At 69.0% G+C, this 21,070-nt stretch carries 22 protein-coding genes and 1 tRNA gene; 6 read left to right on the top strand and 17 right to left on the bottom strand.

What is annotated here, in order from left to right:
• The first annotated feature begins 1 nt into the window (after position 1).
• On the top strand, positions 2-769 hold the full coding sequence (locus ACYQ78_RS24215; protein WP_459803181.1) for a protein phosphatase 2C domain-containing protein: 768 nt from the start codon (positions 2-4) through the stop codon (positions 767-769).
• Positions 770-771: 2 nt separating this feature from the next.
• Here the strand turns inward: ACYQ78_RS24215 and ACYQ78_RS24220 are convergent, their stop codons facing one another.
• From ACYQ78_RS24220 to ACYQ78_RS24230, 3 genes are all read right to left on the bottom strand, one after another.
• Positions 772-969 carry a DUF1918 domain-containing protein gene (locus ACYQ78_RS24220; protein ID WP_459803182.1) on the bottom strand — a complete coding sequence of 66 codons (198 nt, stop codon included), beginning with the start codon at positions 967-969 and terminating at the stop codon, positions 772-774.
• Between the two features lie 124 nt (positions 970-1,093).
• The gene (locus ACYQ78_RS24225) at positions 1,094-1,933 is read right to left on the bottom strand and encodes a SulP family inorganic anion transporter (RefSeq protein ID WP_459803383.1); all 840 of its coding nucleotides are present in this window, start codon (positions 1,931-1,933) and stop codon (positions 1,094-1,096) included.
• Positions 1,825-2,280: a SulP family inorganic anion transporter gene (locus tag ACYQ78_RS24230; RefSeq protein WP_459803183.1), complete on the bottom strand. Its 456-nt coding sequence runs from the start codon at positions 2,278-2,280 to the stop codon at positions 1,825-1,827. Before ACYQ78_RS24230 ends, ACYQ78_RS24225 begins: the two co-directional genes overlap by 109 nt.
• A 114-nt stretch (positions 2,281-2,394) precedes the next feature.
• On the opposite strand from ACYQ78_RS24230, the gene ACYQ78_RS24235 reads away from it, so the two are divergent.
• Positions 2,395-3,252 (top strand): universal stress protein, encoded by an 858-nt coding sequence (locus ACYQ78_RS24235; protein ID WP_459803184.1) that lies wholly within the window; start codon positions 2,395-2,397, stop codon positions 3,250-3,252.
• On the opposite strand, the gene ACYQ78_RS24240 is transcribed toward ACYQ78_RS24235, so the two are convergent.
• A complete protein-coding gene (locus ACYQ78_RS24240; RefSeq protein WP_459803185.1) occupies positions 3,249-4,766 on the bottom strand; it encodes an Acg family FMN-binding oxidoreductase in 1,518 nt (505 codons plus the stop codon). The genes ACYQ78_RS24235 and ACYQ78_RS24240 overlap by 4 nt on opposite strands.
• Positions 4,767-4,882: 116 nt before the next feature.
• On the opposite strand from ACYQ78_RS24240, the gene ACYQ78_RS24245 reads away from it, so the two are divergent.
• Positions 4,883-5,317 carry a pyridoxamine 5'-phosphate oxidase family protein gene (locus ACYQ78_RS24245; RefSeq protein WP_459803186.1) on the top strand — a complete coding sequence of 145 codons (435 nt, stop codon included), beginning with the start codon at positions 4,883-4,885 and terminating at the stop codon, positions 5,315-5,317.
• 100 nt (positions 5,318-5,417) lie between these two features.
• Here the strand turns inward: ACYQ78_RS24245 and ACYQ78_RS24250 are convergent.
• From ACYQ78_RS24250 to ACYQ78_RS24280, 7 genes are all read right to left on the bottom strand, one after another.
• Positions 5,418-5,492, bottom strand: a tRNA-Val gene (locus tag ACYQ78_RS24250).
• 16 nt (positions 5,493-5,508) lie between these two features.
• Positions 5,509-6,444 carry a quinone oxidoreductase family protein gene (locus ACYQ78_RS24255; protein WP_459803187.1) on the bottom strand — a complete coding sequence of 312 codons (936 nt, stop codon included), beginning with the start codon at positions 6,442-6,444 and terminating at the stop codon, positions 5,509-5,511.
• Positions 6,441-6,803, bottom strand: coding sequence for a hypothetical protein (locus ACYQ78_RS24260; RefSeq protein ID WP_459803188.1), 363 nt, complete (start codon positions 6,801-6,803; stop codon positions 6,441-6,443). Before ACYQ78_RS24260 ends, ACYQ78_RS24255 begins: the two co-directional genes overlap by 4 nt.
• A complete protein-coding gene (locus tag ACYQ78_RS24265) occupies positions 6,800-7,663 on the bottom strand; it encodes a DODA-type extradiol aromatic ring-opening family dioxygenase (RefSeq protein ID WP_459803189.1) in 864 nt (287 codons plus the stop codon). The genes ACYQ78_RS24260 and ACYQ78_RS24265 overlap by 4 nt, the downstream gene beginning before the upstream one ends.
• Positions 7,664-7,676: 13 nt before the next feature.
• Entirely contained in the window at positions 7,677-8,429 is a 753-nt protein-coding gene (locus tag ACYQ78_RS24270) for a citryl-CoA lyase (protein ID WP_459803384.1), read from the bottom strand.
• A complete protein-coding gene (locus ACYQ78_RS24275; protein ID WP_459803190.1) occupies positions 8,426-9,532 on the bottom strand; it encodes a CaiB/BaiF CoA transferase family protein in 1,107 nt (368 codons plus the stop codon). Before ACYQ78_RS24275 ends, ACYQ78_RS24270 begins: the two co-directional genes overlap by 4 nt.
• 69 nt (positions 9,533-9,601) lie before the next feature.
• A complete protein-coding gene (locus ACYQ78_RS24280) occupies positions 9,602-10,399 on the bottom strand; it encodes an IclR family transcriptional regulator domain-containing protein (RefSeq protein ID WP_459803191.1) in 798 nt (265 codons plus the stop codon).
• Positions 10,400-10,518: 119 nt separating this feature from the next.
• Between ACYQ78_RS24280 and ACYQ78_RS24285 the strand changes: the two genes are divergently transcribed.
• Positions 10,519-11,910, top strand: coding sequence for an amidohydrolase family protein (locus ACYQ78_RS24285; RefSeq protein WP_459803192.1), 1,392 nt, complete (start codon positions 10,519-10,521; stop codon positions 11,908-11,910).
• Here the strand turns inward: ACYQ78_RS24285 and ACYQ78_RS24290 are convergent.
• From ACYQ78_RS24290 to ACYQ78_RS24310, 5 genes are all read right to left on the bottom strand, one after another.
• Entirely contained in the window at positions 11,895-12,809 is a 915-nt protein-coding gene (locus ACYQ78_RS24290) for an ROK family protein (RefSeq protein WP_459803193.1), read from the bottom strand. The genes ACYQ78_RS24285 and ACYQ78_RS24290 overlap by 16 nt on opposite strands.
• 14 nt (positions 12,810-12,823) lie before the next feature.
• Positions 12,824-13,132 carry a hypothetical protein gene (locus ACYQ78_RS24295; RefSeq protein WP_459803194.1) on the bottom strand — a complete coding sequence of 103 codons (309 nt, stop codon included), beginning with the start codon at positions 13,130-13,132 and terminating at the stop codon, positions 12,824-12,826.
• Between the two features lie 11 nt (positions 13,133-13,143).
• On the bottom strand, positions 13,144-13,587 hold the full coding sequence (locus ACYQ78_RS24300; protein WP_459803195.1) for a peroxiredoxin: 444 nt from the start codon (positions 13,585-13,587) through the stop codon (positions 13,144-13,146).
• A 66-nt stretch (positions 13,588-13,653) separates the two neighbouring features.
• Positions 13,654-14,079, bottom strand: a complete 426-nt coding sequence (locus tag ACYQ78_RS24305) for a DUF3052 domain-containing protein (RefSeq protein ID WP_459803196.1) — start codon at positions 14,077-14,079, stop codon at positions 13,654-13,656.
• A gap of 122 nt (positions 14,080-14,201) precedes the next feature.
• Complete coding sequence (locus ACYQ78_RS24310; protein WP_459803197.1) at positions 14,202-14,612, bottom strand: secondary thiamine-phosphate synthase enzyme YjbQ; 411 nt, start codon at positions 14,610-14,612, stop codon at positions 14,202-14,204.
• A gap of 270 nt (positions 14,613-14,882) precedes the next feature.
• Here ACYQ78_RS24310 and aceE point away from each other — a divergent pair, with 270 nt between their 5' ends.
• On the top strand, positions 14,883-17,630 hold the full coding sequence (gene aceE / locus ACYQ78_RS24315) for a pyruvate dehydrogenase (acetyl-transferring), homodimeric type (RefSeq protein WP_459803198.1): 2,748 nt from the start codon (positions 14,883-14,885) through the stop codon (positions 17,628-17,630).
• A gap of 142 nt (positions 17,631-17,772) precedes the next feature.
• Here the strand turns inward: aceE and ACYQ78_RS24320 are convergent, their stop codons facing one another.
• The gene (locus ACYQ78_RS24320) at positions 17,773-18,168 is read right to left on the bottom strand and encodes a hypothetical protein (RefSeq protein ID WP_459803199.1); all 396 of its coding nucleotides are present in this window, start codon (positions 18,166-18,168) and stop codon (positions 17,773-17,775) included.
• Between the two features lie 56 nt (positions 18,169-18,224).
• Here ACYQ78_RS24320 and ACYQ78_RS24325 point away from each other — a divergent pair.
• A partial coding sequence (locus ACYQ78_RS24325) for a tetratricopeptide repeat protein (protein WP_459803200.1) occupies positions 18,225-21,070 on the top strand: 2,846 nt, incomplete at its 3' end.

The raw sequence follows: 21,070 nt of genomic DNA on the forward strand, positions 1-21,070 counted from the left end.
CGTGCACATCTCCTATGAGTCCCGCCCGGCGCCGCATCGCCGCAACGAGGACTTCGTCGTCAGCGGGCCGACGTGGGTCGCCGTTCTCGACGGTGCGACCGCTCCGGGCGGGGTCGACTCGGGGTGCGTCCACGATGTGCCCTGGCTCGTCGCGCAGTTGGCCGGACACCTCGCCCGGGGCCTGACCGCGCGCCGGGAGTCGCCCCTCACCGAGGTCCTCGAGCAGGCCATCCGCTCCACCATGGACGCGCACGGCGGCACCTGCGACCTCACGAACCCCGATTCGCCGTCGTCGACCGTCACCATCGTGCGCCGCCGCGAGGACCTGATCGACTACCTGGTCCTCTGCGATTCGCCGCTCGTACTGCGCCGATCCGACGGCACCCTCACCGTGGTCGACGACGACCGGACCGAACGCCTGCCCGGCGGACGGCCCTACACCCTCGAACTGGTCCGATCGCTCCGCAACCGGCCGGGCGGGTTCTGGGTGGCGAGCACCAGGCCCGAGGCCGCGGGGGAGGCCCTCACCGGCACGATCGACGCCGACCGGGTGAGCGGTGTCCTCCTGATGACCGATGGCGTCGGCCGGCTGGTGCAGTGGTTCGGACGATCATGGGGCGACCTGGTCGACCTCGCGGAGAGCCACGGCCCCGGTGCCCTCATCGACCAGGTTCGCGCGGAGGAGCGGGACCACGAACCTCCGCACCGGGCGAAGCGGCACGACGACGCGACGGCGGCATGGGTGACGTGGCCCGGAGCCGGCACCTGATCTCAGTCGCGGGGCGGCCTGCTCACCACGTGGGCGTCGGGGCCGGGGAAGACCAGGGACTCGTGGTCGTCCTCCGTCCAGCGCACCACGTAGGGAGGGGAGCCGTCCCCGTGGCGCAGTTCGGTGATCACGCCGATCTTCCTGGGCTCGTGGTCGTAGGTGCCCTCGACGATCAGCCGGTCCCCTACAGCGGCCTTCATCGTGGTCTCCTTCCCGGGCGCCTGGCCTCACGACCCCGCGCCCTCCACTCCATCGTCCATCCGGTCGCGCTCCCGGCTCGTGTGGTGGACGCCAAGAGGCAGGAAAGAACCGCTTGAAGGACCTTCAGGGACGGCGGGAGCGCCACTCCTCGTAGGCGGCCACGGCGGTGGGCAGGGTGGGGAACAGGTGGTCTTCGCCGATCGACGTGGTCAGGCCGTAGGCGTCCAGGTAGTCGCGGAGGTCCTGTTTGACGCGGGCCAGGCCGAAGACGATTCCGCGCCTGACGAGTTCGGTGCGCAGGGACTCGACGGCGTCCAGGGCGGTGATGTCGACCTCGACGTTGGCCTCGACGTTGAGGACGAACCAGCGGACCGGGCCGTCGTGGCCGTCGGCGGAGGCCAGGGCGCGGCGGCGGAAGTCCTCGGCGTTGGCGAAGAACAGGGGCGAGTCGTAGCGGTAGACGACCAGGCCGGGGATGGTGCGGGCGTCGGGGTGGTCGTCGACGTCGTGCATGCCCGCCAGCCCGGGGACCACGCCCAGGACGGCGTCGTGCGGCCGGGCCACCCGGGCCAGCATCTCGGCGACCGACAGGGCGACGGCGAGCAGCACTCCGTACAGGATGTCGAGGACCAGCACGCTCAGGCAGGTGGCGACCGCCAGGATCAGTTCGCTGCGGCGGAAGTTCAGCAGGCGGCGGAACTGGCCGACGTCGATGAGCCGCGTCGCGGCGAACACCACGATCGCGCCCAGGGCCGCGGCCGGGAACCCGGCCAGCAGCGGCCCGGCGGCGACCAGCACGATGATCACCATGGCCAGGGTGACCAGGGAGTGGAGCTGGGTCCTGGCGCCGGCGGTCACACCCAGAGCCGTTCTGCTGCCGCTGCTGCTGACCGGGAAGCCCCGCAGCAGCCCGGCGCCGATGTTGGCGACCCCCAGGGCGAGCAGTTCCCGGCCGGCGTCGATCCGCTGGTTCTCCCTGGCCGCGAACGAGCGGCCCGTGAGCCGGCGAGCTGGGCGTACCGGACGGGGTCCCCGGCGGCGAGCGGGCCGATCGTGACGGCGGTCATCAGCGCGGTCGACGACTCCGGCCCCATCGACAACTGACGCGACGAGCCGAGGAAGGGGTAGAGCGCCAGCGCCGGGAGCACCGCCCACAGTCCGGCCACCAGCGGCAGCCCGGCCACGGTCGCGTACGCCATCACCTGAGGCACCAGATAACCGGCCACCGTCAGCCCGGCGAGCAGATCGCCGCGCAGCCAGGCCCGCCGGTAGTTCCGCAGGTCGGAGATGACCATCGGCATCTGGATCATGACCGTCAGTGTGGCAGCCGGGGGGACCAAGGCCCCTATGGCGACCCTTCGGCGGAGGGGAAAGTGGAACGTGAGCGAGGTCGCGCCGGCCGGCTGACAGGCGAAAGGACCATCATGACTCCGATCATCGTCGTGGGCGTCGACGGATCAGATCCCGCGCTCGCCGCCACGGAATACGCCGCCGAGGACGCCGCACGCAGGGGCGGCGCGCTACGGATCCTGCACGTCCGGTCGGCCGCCGTCCTGGACGGCGAACTGAACGCGATGCAGGAGAAACACCACCAGAGCATCCTCACCGCGGCGCAGGAACGGGCCTGGGAACGCGCCCCGGACATCCAGATCAGCACCCGGTCGGCCGTGGGGCCACCCGCCGAACGGCTCAGGGAGGCGGCCCGCGACGCCGACGAGATCGTGATCGGCAGCCGCGGCCGGGGCGGTTTCGCCGGGCTGATCCTCGGCTCGGTCGGCCTGTCCGTCGCGGGGCACACCCCGGGCCCGGTCGTCGTCGTGCGCAAGCCCGCCCGGCACACCTACGGAGAACTCGTCGTCGGCTACGACGGCGGCGATGAGTCGGAGACGGCGCTGGACTTCGCCTTCGCCGAGGCCGACCGGCGCGGCGCCCGGCTCAAGCTCGTCCACGCCTGGCAGCCTCCGTCGTTCGCGGCGACGGCCGTCCCCTACGGAGGGCTGATCCAGCAGCTGTTCGACGAGCGCGTCACCTCCGTCTGGCAGCAGGCCGCGCCGTGGACGCGGAAGTACCCCCACGTGCCGGTCGAACGCCTGGCCCTCTGCGGCCACCCCGTCCACCTGCTGTCGGAGGAGTCGCGCACGGCCGACCTCGTGATCGTCGGCTCCAGCGGACGGGGATCCGTCGCCGTCACGGCCCTCGGCTCCGTCGGCCACGGCCTGCTGCACCGGGCCCACTGCCCGGTCGCCGTCGTCGCGGAGAGGGAGGACGGGCCCCGGACCTAGGACAGCACCTCGACCAGCGGGCGCCGGACGGCGGTGCCGGTCCCGGCGGGGTAGCCCAGGCGCACGACGACCTGCGGGTATTCCCCGGAGCAGAGCTCCCGGCGGACGAACTCGCGCAGCAGCGGATACTCCAGCGCCTGGGTGTGGAAGGCGGCACGGACCCCCGCGGAGGAGGCGTACAGGAGCACCGATTCGAGGGCCTGCCCGGCCCGCACCCAGTCGGGCGGCTCGTCACCGGTGGTGCTGAAGACCACGACGACCCCGGTCTCGGCGGCCCGCTCGGTGTCGCCGCCCCAGCCCTGCCCCCGGCTGTAGTCGCGCGGCGCGAACTCCAGGGGGACGTCCGGGTCCCGGCGGGGGTAGGAGTCCGCGGGCACGCCGTCTCCGCGCGGGCTGCCCGGACGCAGGCCCCAGCGGATCATCTCCCTCTCGAAATCCGGGTCGCGCGCCTGCAACTCCTGGGCCACCGTGGTCAGCGCGGCCATGATCCGCACGTCACCGTCGGGCCGCAGCGGCATCAGCCGGACGTTCTCCAACGCCGCCAGGCCCACCAGACGGCCGACGAGATCGTCCGGCACCGGCCGGTGGGTGAAACCGCCCCGGTGGGTGCGCCGCCGGGGGATCTCGTCGCGGATGGCGCAGATGTCGGCCGGGGCGGGCTCCTCGGGGCCGAGACGCACGGTGGCGACCAGGCCGGGCCGGTCGGGGTCGGGCAGCGTGCGGATCAGCGGGCGGCGGCCCATCGCGTGCACCGTCGTCCGCATGTTGAACAGCGCCGCGCCGCAACTGATCGTCAGCTCGCGTCCCTGCGGGTCGCTGACGGGAAGCCGCCGGTCGGTGTCGGCGCGCAGCATGATCTCCTCGCCGTCGATGGCGAACGACCAGGGCTGCGAGTTGTGGATGGACGGCGCCCACATCGCCGCCTCCACCACGCCTTCGAGGTCGTCTGGGGCCCCTGTCAGACGGCATTCGGCCCGTACGACCCCGTCGACCCCCCGGACCGCCTCGGCCAGCCGGGAGACCGGCGTGCCGGCGGGCGCCCGCCCGGTGATGCCGACGACACCCCGCTCCACGGTGATCGACAGCGTGTCGGGATCGAGGCCGGTCACCGTCCGGATCACCTCGGCGACCTCCCGCCGGACCTCCTCCGTCAGCGTCTCGAAGACCCGCACCACCTCCGCCTGCGACACGACGCCCACGAACCTCCCATCGGCCGGGTCGACCACCGGCAGCTGCCGGACACCGTGGCAGTACATGAGACGGCCGGCCTCCCGCGCGGAGACGTCCGGAGTGACCGTCACGGCGGGCGAGGTCATCAGCTTCTCCGCGGTGCGTCCGCCACCGGCGCGCAGGGACTCCTCGCCGACCACACCCACGGGCCGGTCGTCGTCGTCGACGACCGTGACCTCGCTGACGTCATAGGTGGACAACGCGGACACGATCTCCGCGCCACGCGTTCCCCGCCGCACGGCGACCGCGTTCCGGCCCATCACCTGTTCGACCTTGATCGACATTGGGACCGTCCCCTTTCCCGAATGGGGCCGACGGTAGAATGGGAGGTGGTTTTCTTCTTCCTTCCTAGCAGACCGCAGTCAGCCGGATGAATCCCGGGCGAGGAAAGGGGATCGCATTGAACGCGAGGCGTGACACCGGTGCGAGCACGCTCGAAGAACTGACCGAGAAAGAGTGCCTGCAGCTCGTCTCCCCAGGTGGGATCGGCCGCGTGGCCTTCGGCGGAACCGCCGGGCCGACCGTTTTCCCGGTCAATTACCGAATGGTCGACGGCCAGGTCGTGTTCCGCATCCGCAAAGGCGGAACCATGGAAAAGAGCCTGCAATCCGGAATCGACGACCTGGAGGTAAAAATCGCCTTCGAGATCGACCACGTCGAAGAGGAGAGCCGCGACGGATGGAGCGTCCTGATCCAGGGCCCGGCCCACCACGTCTCGGAGAGCGAACTGCGGTCGGCGTCGGAGGACGTCGATTCCTGGGCCGGCGACGACCGCGACCACTACGTCCGCATCGCCCCGCAACGCGTCACCGGCCGCCGCATCAACCACATCTAGACGGCGTCCAGGCAACGCGAGGTGGGAGCGTGAGCCTGACATCGGGGTCCGGGGGGCGTCCCCCCGTATGAAGGAAGGAGACCCGCGAAAGCCTGTCTCCTGGTGGGCGGTACTGGGTTCGAACCAGTGACCCCTCGCTTGTAAGGCGAGTGCTCTACCGCTGAGCTAACCGCCCCCGGACCGCTTACACCTTACGGCACGGGCACGGCCGAAGGCACCTCGGTAACCCGTACGACCGCGCGTTCGCGCCGTGTCGCGTCCCAAGCCCGGCCAACGCCCTCAAGCCCGACAACATAGTGATCAACCGACAGTTCCCCTCGGGCCGCATGCCCGAAGATCACCCCCAGCGCCTCACCCCGCTGCGCGGGTGTCAGGAAGTTGTTCGAGTACCCCAGCACCGACACCGCCCGCCCCCGCAGCACCGACGAGCTGAACACGGCCGAGTCGGACGCCGACCCGCCCAGGTTCACCAGCCGCCCCTCGGGCGCCAGCACCTGAGCCGCCGCCGAAGCGGCCTCCCCGAAAACGGGATCGATCACCACGTCGGCGGCCCCGATCGCGTCCCGCAGACGGGCGGCCAGGGTAGACACCGGCTCCAAGGGGATGCACCCGTCCAGGCCGGTCCGGGACACCCCCACCACCGAAGCGGCCCCCAGCAGCCGCGCGGCTCGCAGAGCCACCTGCCCCACGGCCCCACCCGCGCCGAGCACGACCACGTTCTCCCCAGGTGAGAGACGTGCCCGCCACGTCAGAGCCATCCACGCCGCGACCGCCGACAGCCCCAGGGACGCCGCCTCCACATCGCCACACCCGTCGGGCACACGTACGAGATCGGAAGAGGGCACCGCGCAGACCTCGGCCAGGCTCCCGTCCCCGGGCGCCATCCCGGCCGACGTGGGAAACCACACCCGCTCGCCGGAAGGGGTGATCCCGACCCCCTGCACCCCGGGCACATACGGGAGAGAAGGCACCCCGAAATACGACAGGCCGGTCGCGCACAGCAGGTCAAGGGGTGTGATGGGGGCACAGGTCACCGTGATGAGAACGTCCCCGGCCCCCGCAAGAGGCCGGGGGACGTTCCGCACCGCCGGTGGCCGACCACGCTGCTCGACCACCGCCGCTCTCATGTGGATATATCCGGGTAAGGCAGGGAGAAGTGCGACAGCTTCGCCGCGTACTCCTTCTGGAAGGCCAGCGGTTCCTCGTAGTCCCGCTCGAACAGCGCGATGAACAGCGTCAGCGTCAGGAACGGGTGCGCCCCGAGCTCGAAGAGCTTCACGTAGTCGTGCGCGACCAAGGCCTCACGTTCGTCGGAAGCGAAGGTCAGCCACGTGCTGGCCTCGCCGCCGTGCGCACCGAGGATCGCGTTGGCCATGGTCGACTCCCACCACGCCACCGTTCCGGCGGGGTCGGATCGGTAGCGCTCGACCAGTTCGGGGTCCCGGTCGACGGTGAACAGGAACTTGTTCAGCAGGTACTTGCTCATGCCGGGACCCCGTTCGGATACCAGGTGAAGTAGGCCTCCATCGTGTGGAACAGGTCGAGGGTGTCGGCGTAGTCGGCCTTGGCGCCCTCTCCGGCCACACCCATCATGAGCATGAAGTCCATGAAGCCGTGGGTGGCGTTCCCGGGCGTCCACAGCGAATCCAGAGTGACTTCGGCCAGGGCGCGTTCGATGTCGCCGGAGGCGATCCACTCGACGGCCTTGCGGTCGAACTCGGGGTCGGGGCCGTGCGGGCCGAACTGGCGAGGGCCGCCCAGTTCCAGCGACAGGTGGCCGGTGCCGATCACCGCCACCCGCAGGTCGGAGGGCCAGGTCTCGATCAGGCGGCGGATCGAGTGGCCCAGCTCCACGAAGCGGCCGGGGCGGGGGAGCGGCGGCGCGAAGATGTTGGTGTAGATCGGCACGATCGGCAGGTCGGCCTGGGGCCGGAGCGTGATGATCGGGCAGGTGATGCTGTGGTCGATGCGCAGTTCGTTGGAGAAGGCCAGGTCGAAGCCCTCGTCGAGGCCGCCGCGCAGGATGTGCGACGACAGTTCCTCGTGGCCGCGCAGCAGCATCCTCGGCAGGCCGAACTCGCGTTCCTCGTTGTAGAAGTTGGCGTCGTAGAACGGCGCCTTGCCCACGAGGAACTGCGGCATGTTGTCGAGCCACAGCTGGTGGAAGTGGTCGGATCCGACCATGACCAGCACGTCGGCGCGGGCCCGGGTCAGGGTCTCACGGAAGGCGAGGATCTTGGCCACCCACTCGTCGGCGAACGGCGGGCGTTCCTCCGGCGGCGCGGTGCTGGCCTTGTAGTAGAACGGGTGGTGCGTGGACGCGATCACGGCGGCCAGTGTTGCCATGTGGACACCTTCTCTACGGTTCGTACGTCGCGTTCCGGTCGACGGTCAGGTAGACATCCATGCCGATGGGCCGCCGCCGCTCCTCGGCCAGATGACCGAGCAGCCCGGCCGCGCGGGCCAGGAGGGCGAAACCCCGCAGCAGGTCGACGGGGAGCCCCAGGTCGGCCAGCGCCGCCCCGCACACCCCGGCGCCGTTGAGCGGCAGGGTCCGCCCCAGAACGGAAGGGTGCACCCGCCCGATGGCCTCGAAGAGGGCCAGATGCGGGCCGAACACCCCTTCCTCCCGCGCCAGCGCGAACAGCACCGGCGTGCGAGGGTCCTCGATCTTGTGTACGGGATGTCCCAGGCCCGGGATGATGCGCTTCTCGGCGCGGGCCGCCTTCACGGCCTCCAGCGCCACCGCGTCCCAGTCGTCAGAGCCGGCGGAGACCAGGTCGTGGAGGAACCGGCCGGCGTCCTCGGTCACGCCGAGGAACCGCGATCCGCCGCCGAGCAGGCCCGCCGCCAGAGCGCCCTGGACGCTCTCGGGCGCGCTCAGCAGCGTGAGCCGCGCCGCGATCGCCGTCGGGGTGAAGCCGTGGTCGGCCAGGGCCACCAGTACCGCCTCGAACACCCGCGTCTCGCCCGCGGTGGGCCGGCGCCCGGCCACCAGCCAGAAGGCCAGTTCGCCGAAGCCGACCTTGCCCATCAGGTCATGCGCGAGGTCCTTGCCCAGCAGGCTGATGGAGTCGGCGTCCGACGTCCCCAGGCCCGTGGGGAAGCTCATGTCAGCCACGTCCTGATCTCCTCCCCGTGTTCGTCGAGACCGGGGGGCGGCAGCCGGTAGCCCGCCGGAGTGCCGGAGAACCTGATCGGGTGGCGCACCGACGGCACCCCGCCCGGGGCCACCACCGGTTCCAGCCCCAGGTCGGTGGCGAGCGCGACCCCCTCGGTCACCGTGTTGATCGGCCCGCAGGCCACCCCCACCGCGCTCAGCGCCTCGAACAGCTCGGCTCGCGTCCGCTTGCCGAGCTCCGCGACCAGCAGCGGTTTCAGCTGGTCCCGGTTCGCGGTTCGATCTCGGGTACGTGCGAAGCGCGCGTCTTCGGCCAGCTCGGGCACCCCCAGCACGTCGCACAGTTTGCGGAACTGCCCGTCGTTGCCCGCCGCGATCACCAGCTCGCCGTCGGCGCACTCCAGCGGTTCGTACGGGAACAGCGACGGATGCGCGTTCCCCATCCGCGACGGCGTGACCTCACCGGCCACGACGGCGCTCGAATGGTTCACCAGCGCCGACAGTGCCGACGACATCAGGTTGACCTCGACCCGCTGCCCGCCCCCGGCGTAGAGCGCCGCCAGGATGCCCGACACGGCATGCAGGCCGGTGATCACGTCGAACACCGAGATGCCCGCCCGGTAGGGCGGCCCGTCGGCCGATCCCGTGAGGCTCATCAGGCCCGACACCGCCTGCACGATCAGGTCGTACCCCGGCAGATGGGCGCCGCCCTCCGTGCCGAAGCCGGTGATGGAGGCGTACACCACCTTGGGGTTGCGCTCCCGGACGGCCGCATAGTCGAGCCCGTAGGCGGTCAGGCCGCCGGGCTTGAAGTTCTCGATGAACACGTCGGCGCGGGCCGACAGCTCATGGGCGAGCTTCTGGTCGCCGGGGTCCTTCAGGTCCAGGGCGACCGACCGCTTCCCACGGTTGACGCCCAGGTAGTAGGTCGACACGCCGTCCCGCGAGGGAGGCAGCCAGTTGCGAGTGTCGTCGCCGCCCGGTGCCTCGACCTTGATGACGTCGGCGCCCATGTCGGCCAGCAGCATCGTGGCGTAGGGCCCGGCGAGGACCCGGGAGAAATCGGCCACGAGGATGCCGTCCAGCGCGCCCATGTGTTCCCTTCGTCCGTCTAGCGGACGATTGTCCGCGATCCCGAGTCTTGTCGGGCGGCGAAGGTGATGTCAAGCGGAGACCTGCGGGATCGACTCGTGCAGGGCCACGTCGGCGCCGATCGCCCCGGCCGTGCGGAGCAGGGCGGGCAGGAAGTCGCCGGTCAGCCGCTCCATCGAGGTCTCGGCCGAGTGGGCGTTCACGTTGATCGCCGCGATCACCCGGCCGTGGCCGTCGCGCAGGGGCGCGGCCACCGAGCGGATGCCGGGGGCGAGCTGCTCGTCGGTCACCGCCCAGCCGCTGGCCCTGACCGCGCGCAGCGCCGCGTGACGCTCCTCCACCGACGGGCACCAGCGGGGCGTGATGCCCGACTGGCTCGGCAGCGCGAGCACGGCGTCGGCCTCGGCCACCGGGAGCGCGGCCAGCAGGACCTTGCCCAGCGACGTCTGGAGCGCGGGGAACCGGGTGCCGATGCTGACCGACAGGGTCACGATCTTGGGGACGGCGACCCGGGCCACATAGACGATGTCCGACCCGTCGAGCTGCGCCACCGAGCACGACTCGCGGGTCAGCGCCGACAGCTGTTCGAGGTGGGGGCGGGCGAGCTCCCACAGGCCCATCGAGTGGACGTACGCGACCCCCAGTTCCAGCACCCGCGGGGTCAGCGCGAACCCGCCCTCGCCGGCCCGGACGTAGCCCAGTTCCTCCAGGGTCAGCAGGATGCGGCGGGCGGTCGGGCGGGCCAGTTCGGTCGCGGTGGCGACCTCGGTCAGGGTCATCACCCGCTGGCGGGGGCCGAACGCCTTGATCACGTCGAGGCCCCTGGCCAGGGCTTCGATGAAGTCGGGTCCGGTGTCCTTGCGTGGCATGCCGTCGACTTTAGACGGCATGTGGTGCCTTGACATCGGCCGAGGGGGCTCGCATTGTTGCAGTCACGTTTCCGCGACCGCCAGGCGGACATTGGTCCGCGATTCTGGGAGGCAGCCCCATGCCCATCGTCCTCCGCAACGGACTCGTGCTGACCATGGACGACCGGCGGACCGTACTGGCCCGCGGCGACGTGCTGGCCGACGGCGAGACCATCGTGGCCGTCGGGCCCGACCTCGAGGTGCCCGAGGGCACCGAGGAGATCGACGCGTCCGGCGGGATCGTCATGCCCGGCATGATCGACACCCACCGCCACCTGTGGCAGACCGCGATGCGCGGCTACGGCGCCGACTGGACGCTGACCCAATATTTCGTCTGGTACTACCTCGAATGGGGCAGGAAGTTCCGGCCCGAGGACGTCCACGCCGGCAACCTCCTGGGCGCCGTCGAGGCCCTCGACGCCGGGGTCACCACCACGGTCGACTGGTCACACGGATTGCAGACCGTCGACCACGCCGAGGCCGCCGTCGACGCGCTGGAGGCGGTTCCGGGGCGGTTCGTCCTCGCGTACGGCAACATTCAGCAGGCCCCCTGGGACTGGGCGCCCTCCGCCGACCTGCGCAGCTTCATCGGGCGTCGTTCGTGGGGCGACATGCTGGGCCTCCAGCTCGCCTTCGACGTGACCGGCGACCCGGCCTTCCCCGAGAAGGCCGCCTTCGAGGCCGCCCGCGAGCTCGGCCTGCCGGTGACCACCCACGCCGGCGTCTGGGGCGCCACCAACGACGACGGCATCCGGCTCATGTACGAGAACGGGTTCATGACCCCCGAGACCGTCTACGTGCACGCCGCGACGCTGAGCTCCGACTCCTACCACCGGATCGCCGCCACCGGCGGCTCGGTGTCGGTCTCCACCGAGAGCGAGCAGAGCGCGGGGCAGGGCTACCCGCCCACGTGGCAGCTGCGGCACCACGGGATCCCCGTGTCGCTGTCGATGGACACCAGCGTGTGGTGGAGCGGCGACCTGTTCTCGGCCATGCGCTCGACCCTGGGCGCCGACCGGTCGCGGGAGCACCTGGAGGCCCACCTCAGGTCGGAGACGATCACCCACTGCCACCTGCGGGCCGAGCAGGTCGTCGAGTGGGCCACCCGGGGTGGTGCGGCGGCGCTCGGGCTCTCCGACAAGATCGGCAGCCTCGAACCCGGCAAGAAGGCCGACATCGTCCTGATCAAGAACGACGACTCGCCCGTCATGTTCCCGATCCTCAACCCCTACGGCCACGTCGCCTTCCAGGCCCAGCGCGGCGACGTGCACACCGTGCTGGTCAACGGCGCGGTGGTCAAGCGCGACGGCAAGGTGGAAGGGCTGCCCGCCGCCCGCGCCGCCGTCACCCGGACGGTCGACCACCTCATGGCGGAGCTGGGCGACTCGTGGATCTCCGGAATGAACCCCGACATCCCGGAGACCAAGATCCTCGACAATCCTTATACGTACACTGACTACAGATCGAGCTGACGGCCCCAGTCGGGGACTCCCGCCGCGCGCCACCCGAGGATGCCCGCGCCGAGCATGCCGGCGCGGACGCCCAGGGTCGTCTGGCGCAGCGGCGGGGGCTTGCGGAAGCTCAGGCGCTCGGTCATCCGGTCGCGCAGCGGCATCAGCAGGGCCTCGCCCGCTTCGCCGAGGCCGCCGCCGATGACGATCATCGCCGGGTCCATGAGCAGCGTGTACGTCGTCAGCGAGATCGCCAGGGCCTCCACGGCCTCGGCCAGCACCGCGTAGGCATGGGGGTCGGTGGCCGCGTTGGCCATCACGTCGACCGCCGTGGCGGGCTTCTCGGTGCGCTCGGTGTAGCGGCGGCCCAGGGAGGCCGCCGAGGCGTAGGTCTCCAGGCAGCCGGTCTGGCCGCAGGCGCACCGCTCGCCGTCGGGCCACACGGGGGTGTGGCCGATCTCGCCGCCCCAGCCGTTGACGCCCCCATAGGGGTCGCCCTTGATGATCATGGCGCCGGCGATACCCGTACCGATGGGAAGGAAGAGGAAGTCGGTCACGTCACGACCGGCTCCGAAGACGCTCTCGGCCAGACCGGCGGTCCGCACGTCGTGGCCAAGGCTGACCGGCAGGCCCTCGGGCACGAACGCGGTCGCCGGGACGTCACGCCAGCCGATGTTGGCCGAGAACAGCGCCGTGTCGGCGTCGACGATGCCGGGCACCGCCAGGCCGACCCCGCGCGGCGGCCCGTCGGCGGCCTCGGCGAGTTCGGCGACGTAGGACCGGATGTTGGCGATCGCCGCCTCGGGCCCGTCTTCACGCCCGGTCGGGCGACCGGGGAAAACGGTCACCTCGCCCGATTCGCTGACGAGGCCGCCCTTCATCGATGTTCCGCCCACATCAAGGGCGACCACGTGACTCATCCGGACATCTAATCTCACGACCGGCCGAGAACGCGAGACAGGGCCGCCTCCACCTCCGCCGCGAGATCGGCGGGTACGGAGGGTTTCTCCGGCAGGCCCTCGTCGGCGCTGCGCACATGGCCGCAGGAGCGGCATTCGATCTCGCCCAGACGGCAGATCAGGGTGGTCCCGCCGCACGCCGAACAGGTGTCGAGTTCGAGGTCGTGCGCCCGCTGGCAGTCGGGGCAGACCAGGACCTGGGCATCGGCACGGACCCCGCGCTTCCACGGGCTCGCGCCACGAACCGGGTCGGTCTGCCGGGCCCCGCATCGGTAGCAGGGCATGTCGGCCTCCCCTACAGCTCGCTGAGGACTTTCCGATATTCCGCGACGTCGCGGGGCTGCCCGATCGCGGTCGCGACCGTCCAGCGCACCACGCCCTCGCCGTCGATGACGAAGGTCCCCCGGGAGGCGACCCCCTTCACCTCATCGAAAACACCATAAAGACGTGCGACCTGACCGTGGGGCCAGAAATCCGAAAGGATCGTGACGTCGAAGCGCTCACGGTCGGCCCAGGCGCGCTGGGCGAACATCGAGTCGACCGAGACGGCCAGGACCGCCGTGTCGCCGTCGAACCCGGCCAGGTCGTGGAGTTCGCCCTGGCAGACGCCGGTGAAGGCGAACGGGAAGAAGACCAGCAGGACCTTCCGGCCACGGAGGCCGGACAGCCGGATCGGCGTGCCGTGCTGATCGGTCAGCTCGAAGTCGGGCGCGGGCGACCCGGCGGTCAGCATGTCCATGATTGCTCCGCCCGTAGTGAGCCTGCCGTACGGCGGCGGCCGTACGGCAGGGCGGGGCTCCACCGACTAGCGGCGGCCCTTGAAGACGAGTCTCGTGCCCGACCATTCCCTGGCCGCGCTGATGCTGCTGGTCTGCGCCAGGCCGGCGGTCGTGGCGTCTTCGCCGATGTCGCTCGGCTCGACGTGGTTCTTCCGGCCCGCCTTCGGCGTCAGCAGCCAGATCTGGCCGCCGTCAGCCAACGCGCCCATGACGTCGCTCAGGACGTCGAACAGATCGTCGTCCCCTTCGCGGTACCACAGCAGCACCACGTCGACGACTTCTTCGAAGTCCTCGTCGACCATCTCGTTGCCGGTCAGCTCCTCGATGGACTGACGAAGCTCTTCGTCACTGTCCTCGTCCCAGCCGACCTCCTGCACCACCTGACCCGGCTTGAGGCCGAGTCGTTCGGCCAGGCCGCGCTCGCCCTGCGCCTGACCCGCGGTCGCGCTCACTCTCATCCCTCCTGCTCGGATCGACCCCGCTGGAAAACCGCTGCGGGTATCGTTCGGCACAGTCCACACGCTGTGACCCATCGTCGTCAACGGTCGCCACGGTCAGTGACCCGCACCGTTATCTACGATTCGGACAAATAGGACAAACGGACACTGCGTTCCCTGTTGTCCACGTTGAGATCCACGATGGCGATCGACTGCCAGGTGCCCAGAGCCAGCCGCCCCCCGATGACGGGCACCGTCGCATAGGGCGGAATCAGGGCCGGCATCACGTGAGAGCGCCCGTGGCCGCGTGAGCCGTGGGCGTGCCGCCAGCGGTCGTCGGCCGGGAGCAGGTCGCCCAGCGCCGCCAGCAGGTCGTCGTCGCTGCCGGCGCCCAGTTCGATCAGCGCCACGCCCGCCGTGGCGTGAGGGACGAAGACGTTGAGAAGGCCGCTGCCTCCGCACTCTTCCACGAACCTCGCGCACTCCGCGGTGATGTCGTGCACCCGTTCCCGGGCGCCCGTCCGCACCTCGATGACCTGAGATCTCACATCGGGATACTAAGGTGCGGCCTGCCCGCAATTCGGGGCCGTGCGACCAGGTGAGGGACAACCTAGGTCAAAACGTTACGCTGACGAAGTGAGCACACCCGGTGGTGGCGGGATGTGCAAGCTTGGGCGAAAATCGTCCTACCATCGGTGGTCTAGACCCATAGACCACCCCGGTTACCTCACGGTAGAGATGCATCTTCCGTAAGGACCAGCCAGGATGGAACCCGAACCCTAGACCGACAAAAGTCCATTCTCGGAAGGCGAGACCCAGTGGCTTCCGGACGCCAGCGTTTCTCGATCATCAGCGACGGCCTACCCAGCCAGTTCCCTGATGTCGATCCAAGCGAGACCCAGGAGTGGCTTGAGTCGCTCGACAACGTCGTCAAGACGGAGGGGCGAACCCGAGCGCGCTACCTGATGCTCCGCCTGCTCGAACGGGCCCGAGAGCATCAGGTCGGCGTCCCGGGGCTGCGCAGCACCGACTACATCAACACGATCGCTCCCGAGCGCGAACCCTGGTTCCCCGGCGACGAATACGTCGAGCGGCGGATCCGCGCCTACATCCGGTGGAACGCCGCGATCATGGTGACCAGGGCCAACGCCCGCACCAACGTGGGTGGCCACATCGCCACCTACGCCTCGGCCGCGTCCCTCTACGAAGTGGGCTTCAACCACTTCTTCCGGGGCAAGGACCACGGGGAATCGGGCGACCAGGTGTTCTTCCAGGGCCACGCGGCCCCGGGCATCTACGCGCGCGCCTTCCTCGAGGGCCGCCTCACCGAGACCCAGCTCGACGCCTTCCGGCAGGAGCTGTCCCACGGGTTCAAGGGGCTGCCGTCCTATCCCCACCCGCGCCTCATGAACGACTTCTGGGAGTTCCCCACGGTCTCCATGGGCCTGGGGCCGATCGGCGCGATCTACCAGGCGCGGTTCAACCGCTACCTGGAAGACCGCAAGATCAAGGACACCTCGCGGAGCCACGTGTGGGCGTTCCTCGGCGACGGCGAGATGGACGAGCCCGAGTCGCTCGGCGCCATCGGCCTCGCCGCCCGCGAGGAGCTCGACAACCTGACCTTCGTCATCAACTGCAACCTTCAGCGGTTGGACGGCCCGGTCCGCGGCAACGGCAAGATCATCCAGGAGCTTGAGTCGTACTTCCGGGGGGCCGGCTGGAACGTCATCAAGGTCGTCTGGGGCCGTGACTGGGACCCGCTGCTCGCCGCCGACGTCGACGGTGTGCTGGTCAACCAGATGAACACCACGCCCGACGGCCAGTTCCAGACCTACTCGGTCGAGAACGGCGGGTACATCCGCGACCACTTCTTCGGTGGTGACCCGCGCCTGCGCCGCATGGTCGAGCACCTGTCCGACGACGACATCCGCAAGCTCTCGCGCGGCGGTCACGACTACCGCAAGGTCTACGCGGCCTTCAAGTCGGCCCGTGACCACGTCGGCCAGCCGACGGTCATCCTGGCGCAGACCATCAAGGGCTGGACGCTGGGCAAGGACTTCGAGGCCCGCAACGCCACCCACCAGATGAAGAAGCTGAGCAAGGCGGAGCTCAAGGAGTTCCGCGACCGGCTCTACCTTCCGATCCCGGACAAGGACCTCGAAGGCGACCTGCCGCCCTACTTCCACCCGGGCGCCGACAGCGACGAGATCGCCTACATGAAGGAGCGCCGCCACGCTCTGGGCGGTTTCCTGCCGAAGCGAGTAGTACGGGCCAAGAGCCTCAAGCTGCCGGGCGACGACGCCTACAAGCAGCTCAGCAAGGGTTCGGGCAAGCAGAACGTCGCCACCACCATGGCGTTCGTCCGCCTGCTGAAAGACCTCATGCGCGACAAGGAGATCGGCCACCGCTTCGTGCCGATCATCCCCGACGAGGCCCGCACGTTCGGCATCGACGCCATGTTCCCGACGGCCAAGATCTACTCGCCCTACGGGCAGACCTACGAGGCCGTCGACCGCGACCTGCTGCTGTCCTACAAGGAGTCGACCGAAGGTCAGATCCTCCACGAGGGCATCACCGAGTCGGGCTCGATGGCCTCCACGATCGCGGTCGGCTCGGCGTACGCCACCCACGGCGAGCACATGATCCCGATCTACATCTTCTACTCGATGTTCGGCTGGCAGCGGACGGCCGACCAGATGTGGCAGCTCGCCGACCAGATGGGCCGGGGCTTCCTCCTCGGCGCGACGGCCGGCCGCACCACCCTGAACGGCGAGGGCCTCCAGCACGAAGACGGCCACACGCCGCTCATCGCCTCGACCAACCCGGCCGCGGTCTCCTACGACCCGGCGTGGGGCTACGAGGTGGGCCACATCGTCCGCGACGGCCTGCGGCGCATGTACGGGGAGAAGCAGGAGGACATCTTCTACTACCTCACCGTCTACAACGAGCCCTACCAGCAGCCCGCCGAGCCGGCCAACCTCGACGTCGAGGGCCTGCTCAAGGGTCTCTACCTCTTCGCCCCGGCGCAGGGTGACGGCCCCAAGGCCAACATCCTGGTGTCCGGCGTCGCCGGGCCGTGGGCCCTGGAGGCGCAGCGGATGCTGGCCGAAGAGTGGGGCGTCGCGGCCTCGGTGTGGTCGACGACCTCGTGGTCGGAGCTCCGGCGGGACGCCCTCGCGTGCGAGGAGTACAACCTGCTGAACCCTGACGCCGAGCAGAAGGTGCCCTACGTCACGACCAAGCTGTCCAACGTCCCCGGGCCGTTCGTGGGCGTCAGCGACTACATGCGGGCCGTACAGGACCAGATCGCGCAGTGGGTGCCCGGAGACTGGTCGTCGCTGGGGACCGACGGGTTCGGCCTGTCCGACACGCGGTCGGCGCTCCGCCGCCACTTCCACGTCGACGCGGCGTCGATCACCCTCGCGGTGCTCACGCAGCTCGCCAAGCGTGGCGAGGTGAAGCCCGAGACCCTCCGTGAGGCGATCGCGCGCTACCACCTCAAGAACGGTGTCACCGAGATCGGCGCGACCGCCGAGACCAACGACACGGAGACCATGGGCGTCTAGCCCGGTTTATCGAAAGGCCCCCGAAGGGATTCGGGGGCCTTTTCGTTTTCCGGTGCGCGGGCGTTGGATTTCGAACACCGAGAGTGTTCGAGATATGACCAAGCGTTCATTCGGTGGCGTCGTTCATGGATTGTCGGTGCGACTACCTCGTGTCAATGGGTGAGTCTTCGATGACTCCCCCTTCTCTGACGTTCTGCCTAACGACCGCGTTCTCGGCGGTAATGCCGGAACCAGTGATCCGGCCTCGGCTCTCGGCTATCTGGTCCACGTCCGCCTCGGTGGCACGGATCGGGCTCTGGGCGATGCGGGTACCGCGACCTGCGGCTATCTGGCTGACTCTCCGTGTCGTCGCATGTCCCTGTTTTCTGTTCCCCTCGAGGCGATGCGCTATCGCGGCCACGACGACCAGCAGTCCGGCGGCAATCGCAAAGAGTAGCCAACTCCACGACGCCGTGAGCACATTAATCAGCCCTCCGGTGACGGCGGAAAAGATGGCTCCCATCGCGGCCAGAGAAGCGGTTGACCTCCATCTAGGCATTCCCGCTGTCCTTCGCATAGGGTGATCTCCCTTCATGTTACGGCGGGGGTGATGGCATGCGGGAAATTTCTTTCGTCGGACGCAGTAATGAGATTTTTCGGGCGGAGACGATACTCGCCCCCGAACCGGACATTCGCATCCTCGGTATCTACGGAACCTCCGGAATCGGAAAGACTTTTCTCCTGACCGAAATAGGCCGGCGCGCTTCGGGTCGTGGTTTCCGGCACGCGGCGATCGACCTGAGTTCGGGTGCGACCGGAAACCGGCCCGACGGTCTGGACCAGAGCCTCCTCGACGATCTGGTCCGGACTCTGCTCCGTCTGGGATCCACCAGCACCCGCCAGCTGACCATGCGCCAGGGGCGATTCGCCCATCAGGTGCGGGCCATACAAGATCAGCTGCGCCTGTCCCACGCCGATATCCAGATCCACATGACGGCCTCCGACGGCAGCACCATCACCGGTTCACCCATCTCCAACCAGGGCGGGCACCCGACCGCCGATCTCTACGTGGCCTACCGGGCCGCGCTCGTCGATGCCGCGCTTGCCGCCGTGCGTGATCTCCCGCTGTCGCGAGTGCTGGTTACTTTGGACGGTCTCGAATGGCTGACCCGCCATGACGGACTTTCGGCAGGAACCTCGAGAGAGGGGCTGGTCAACTGGGTGACCCACAAACTCCTGCCTCAGGTCATCGAGGCCGTTCCGGACCTGCGGATAGTCACCGCCGGATGGGAGCGGCCGGACTTTCCGGGAACTCTGCACGCCGTGGCCGACACCTTGCATCTTGGCGGTTGGAGCTCCGGCGAAACGGCCGCCTATTTGGTCGGCCGCGGACTGCACGACCCGGCGTTCGCGGCTCTGGCACACGACCGATGCACGGGAACGCCCATCTGGCTGGGAATGCTGGCCGATGCCTATCGCGAGGAGCGGCAGTCTGACCTGGACACGGCCTGGGTGGCAGGGACTCAGGAATCGGCCGTTCACGACTGGCTGCACCGTTCTTTCCTGCATCGGCTGGATCCTCGCCAGCAAAGGCTCGTGCAGGCTGCCGCCGTGCTGCGTCACATCACCATCGATGGTTTGCGGGCACTCCTCGACCCCACGCCTGTCGACAACGATTCTTTCGGACGGCTGTGCCGCTACTCGTTCGTCAAACGTATTCATGATCTGAACAATCAGAAGACCTGGCTGCGTGTGCACGAGTTGGTTCGGGAGGCGTTTCTGGCCAATGGCCATCAGAGCGACACCATCACCGCGCTCCACCGGGCCGCGGCCGCGTGGTACACCTCCCACAACAACCCTGCGGAGGCCGCCTACCACTCCTTCGCCATCGGTGATCCAACCGGCCTGGACGATTGGGAAAAACTCCTCGATACCGCTGTGCGGGGCAACGATCTGTCGACCGCCCGCCGACTGATCAGCATCGCGACCGCTCAGGAAACCGGTGGTGTCGTCCGGCTCCAGGAAACGGGCATGGCCAGCATCGTCGATCTCTACCAGGGGCGGATGGCCTGCCTCGACCGGGCGCTGCCCGAAGCGGCGAAGCTCCTGACCCGGGCCCTGCGCGGCGACGATCGCACCTCCAGCCGATCGCGAACGGCCAAAGCCCATCGCTGGCTCAGCACCGTCCATCGATTGAGAAGCGACTACCAGCAAGCAGAGCTGGAGACGAAGAGGGCGCTGGACCTGTATCTACTCATCGGCGACAGCCTCGGCGAGGCTTACGCGCACCGCGATCTCGGCATCCTCTACCGCTTGTGGGACAACTATCCGCAGGCCGAACAGGAGACGAAACGTGCCCTGGAGGCGTATCGGGTGCTGGGCGATGAGCTGGGCGAAGCCTACGCGCACGGTGAGTTGGGAATTCTGTACCGGCTGTGGGATGACTATCCACCGGCCGAGCAAGAGTCCAAGAAGGCGCTGGAACAGTTCGAAGCCATCGGCGACCCGCTTGGTGAGGCCTATGCTCACCGAGACCTCGGCGTCCTTTACCGGCTGCAGGACGACTACGAAAGGGCCGCGCGAGAGACCGGGATCTCGCTGGAGCAGTTCCGGGTCCTGGGCAACCGGTTCGGCGAGGCCAACGCGTGCCGTGAGATGGGGATCATCCGGCGTCTTTCCGGAGACTACGCGCGAGCCGAGCAGGAGACCAGCAAGGCGCTCGACCTCTACCGGGCCATTGGAGATCGGTGGGGTGAGACGTACGCCCATGGAGAGCTGGGCATCGTCCACCGTCTGCGAGACGACTATGCGAACGCCGAGCGGGAGACCAGCAGGGTTCTCGATTCCTATCGAGCCATCGGTAATCGATGGGGTGAGGCCTACGCCCGCCGTGAGCTGGGCATTCTCTATCGCCTGCGAGGCGACTATGCCCGGGCGGAGCAGGAGACGAAGGAGGCTCTGGATCTCTATCGGACCATGGCGAGCCCGGTCGGAGATTCCTACGCCCGGCGTGAGCTGGGCATTCTGTCGAGAGAACGCGATGACTATCCGAGAGCCGAACAGGAGACGAGGAAGGCCCTGGAGCTCTACCAGGTGATCGGCAATCGGTGGGGCGACACGCATCCTCGTGACGAAGAAGCACTCGCGAATGCCTTCCCGGGCGACTATCTGCGGGCAGAGGGGGAAACGAGAAAGGCGCTGGCCCTCTATCGGGCCATGGGTAATCTCTGGGGTTCGGCGAACGCCCACAGCGAGCTCGGCATCCTGTATCGCCGCCAGGGGAATTATTCGCGGGCTGAGAAGGAGACGTTGGCGGCTCTGGAGCAGTATCGGACCATCGGTAATCGGCTGGGCGAGGCCAACAGCCACGGGGAGCTGGGCGTTCTGTATCGCCGCCAGGGGAATTATTCGCGGGCTGAGAAGGAGACGTTGGCGGCTCTGGAGCAGTATCGGACCATCGG

Source organism: Herbidospora sp. RD11066 (genome assembly GCF_054661255.1).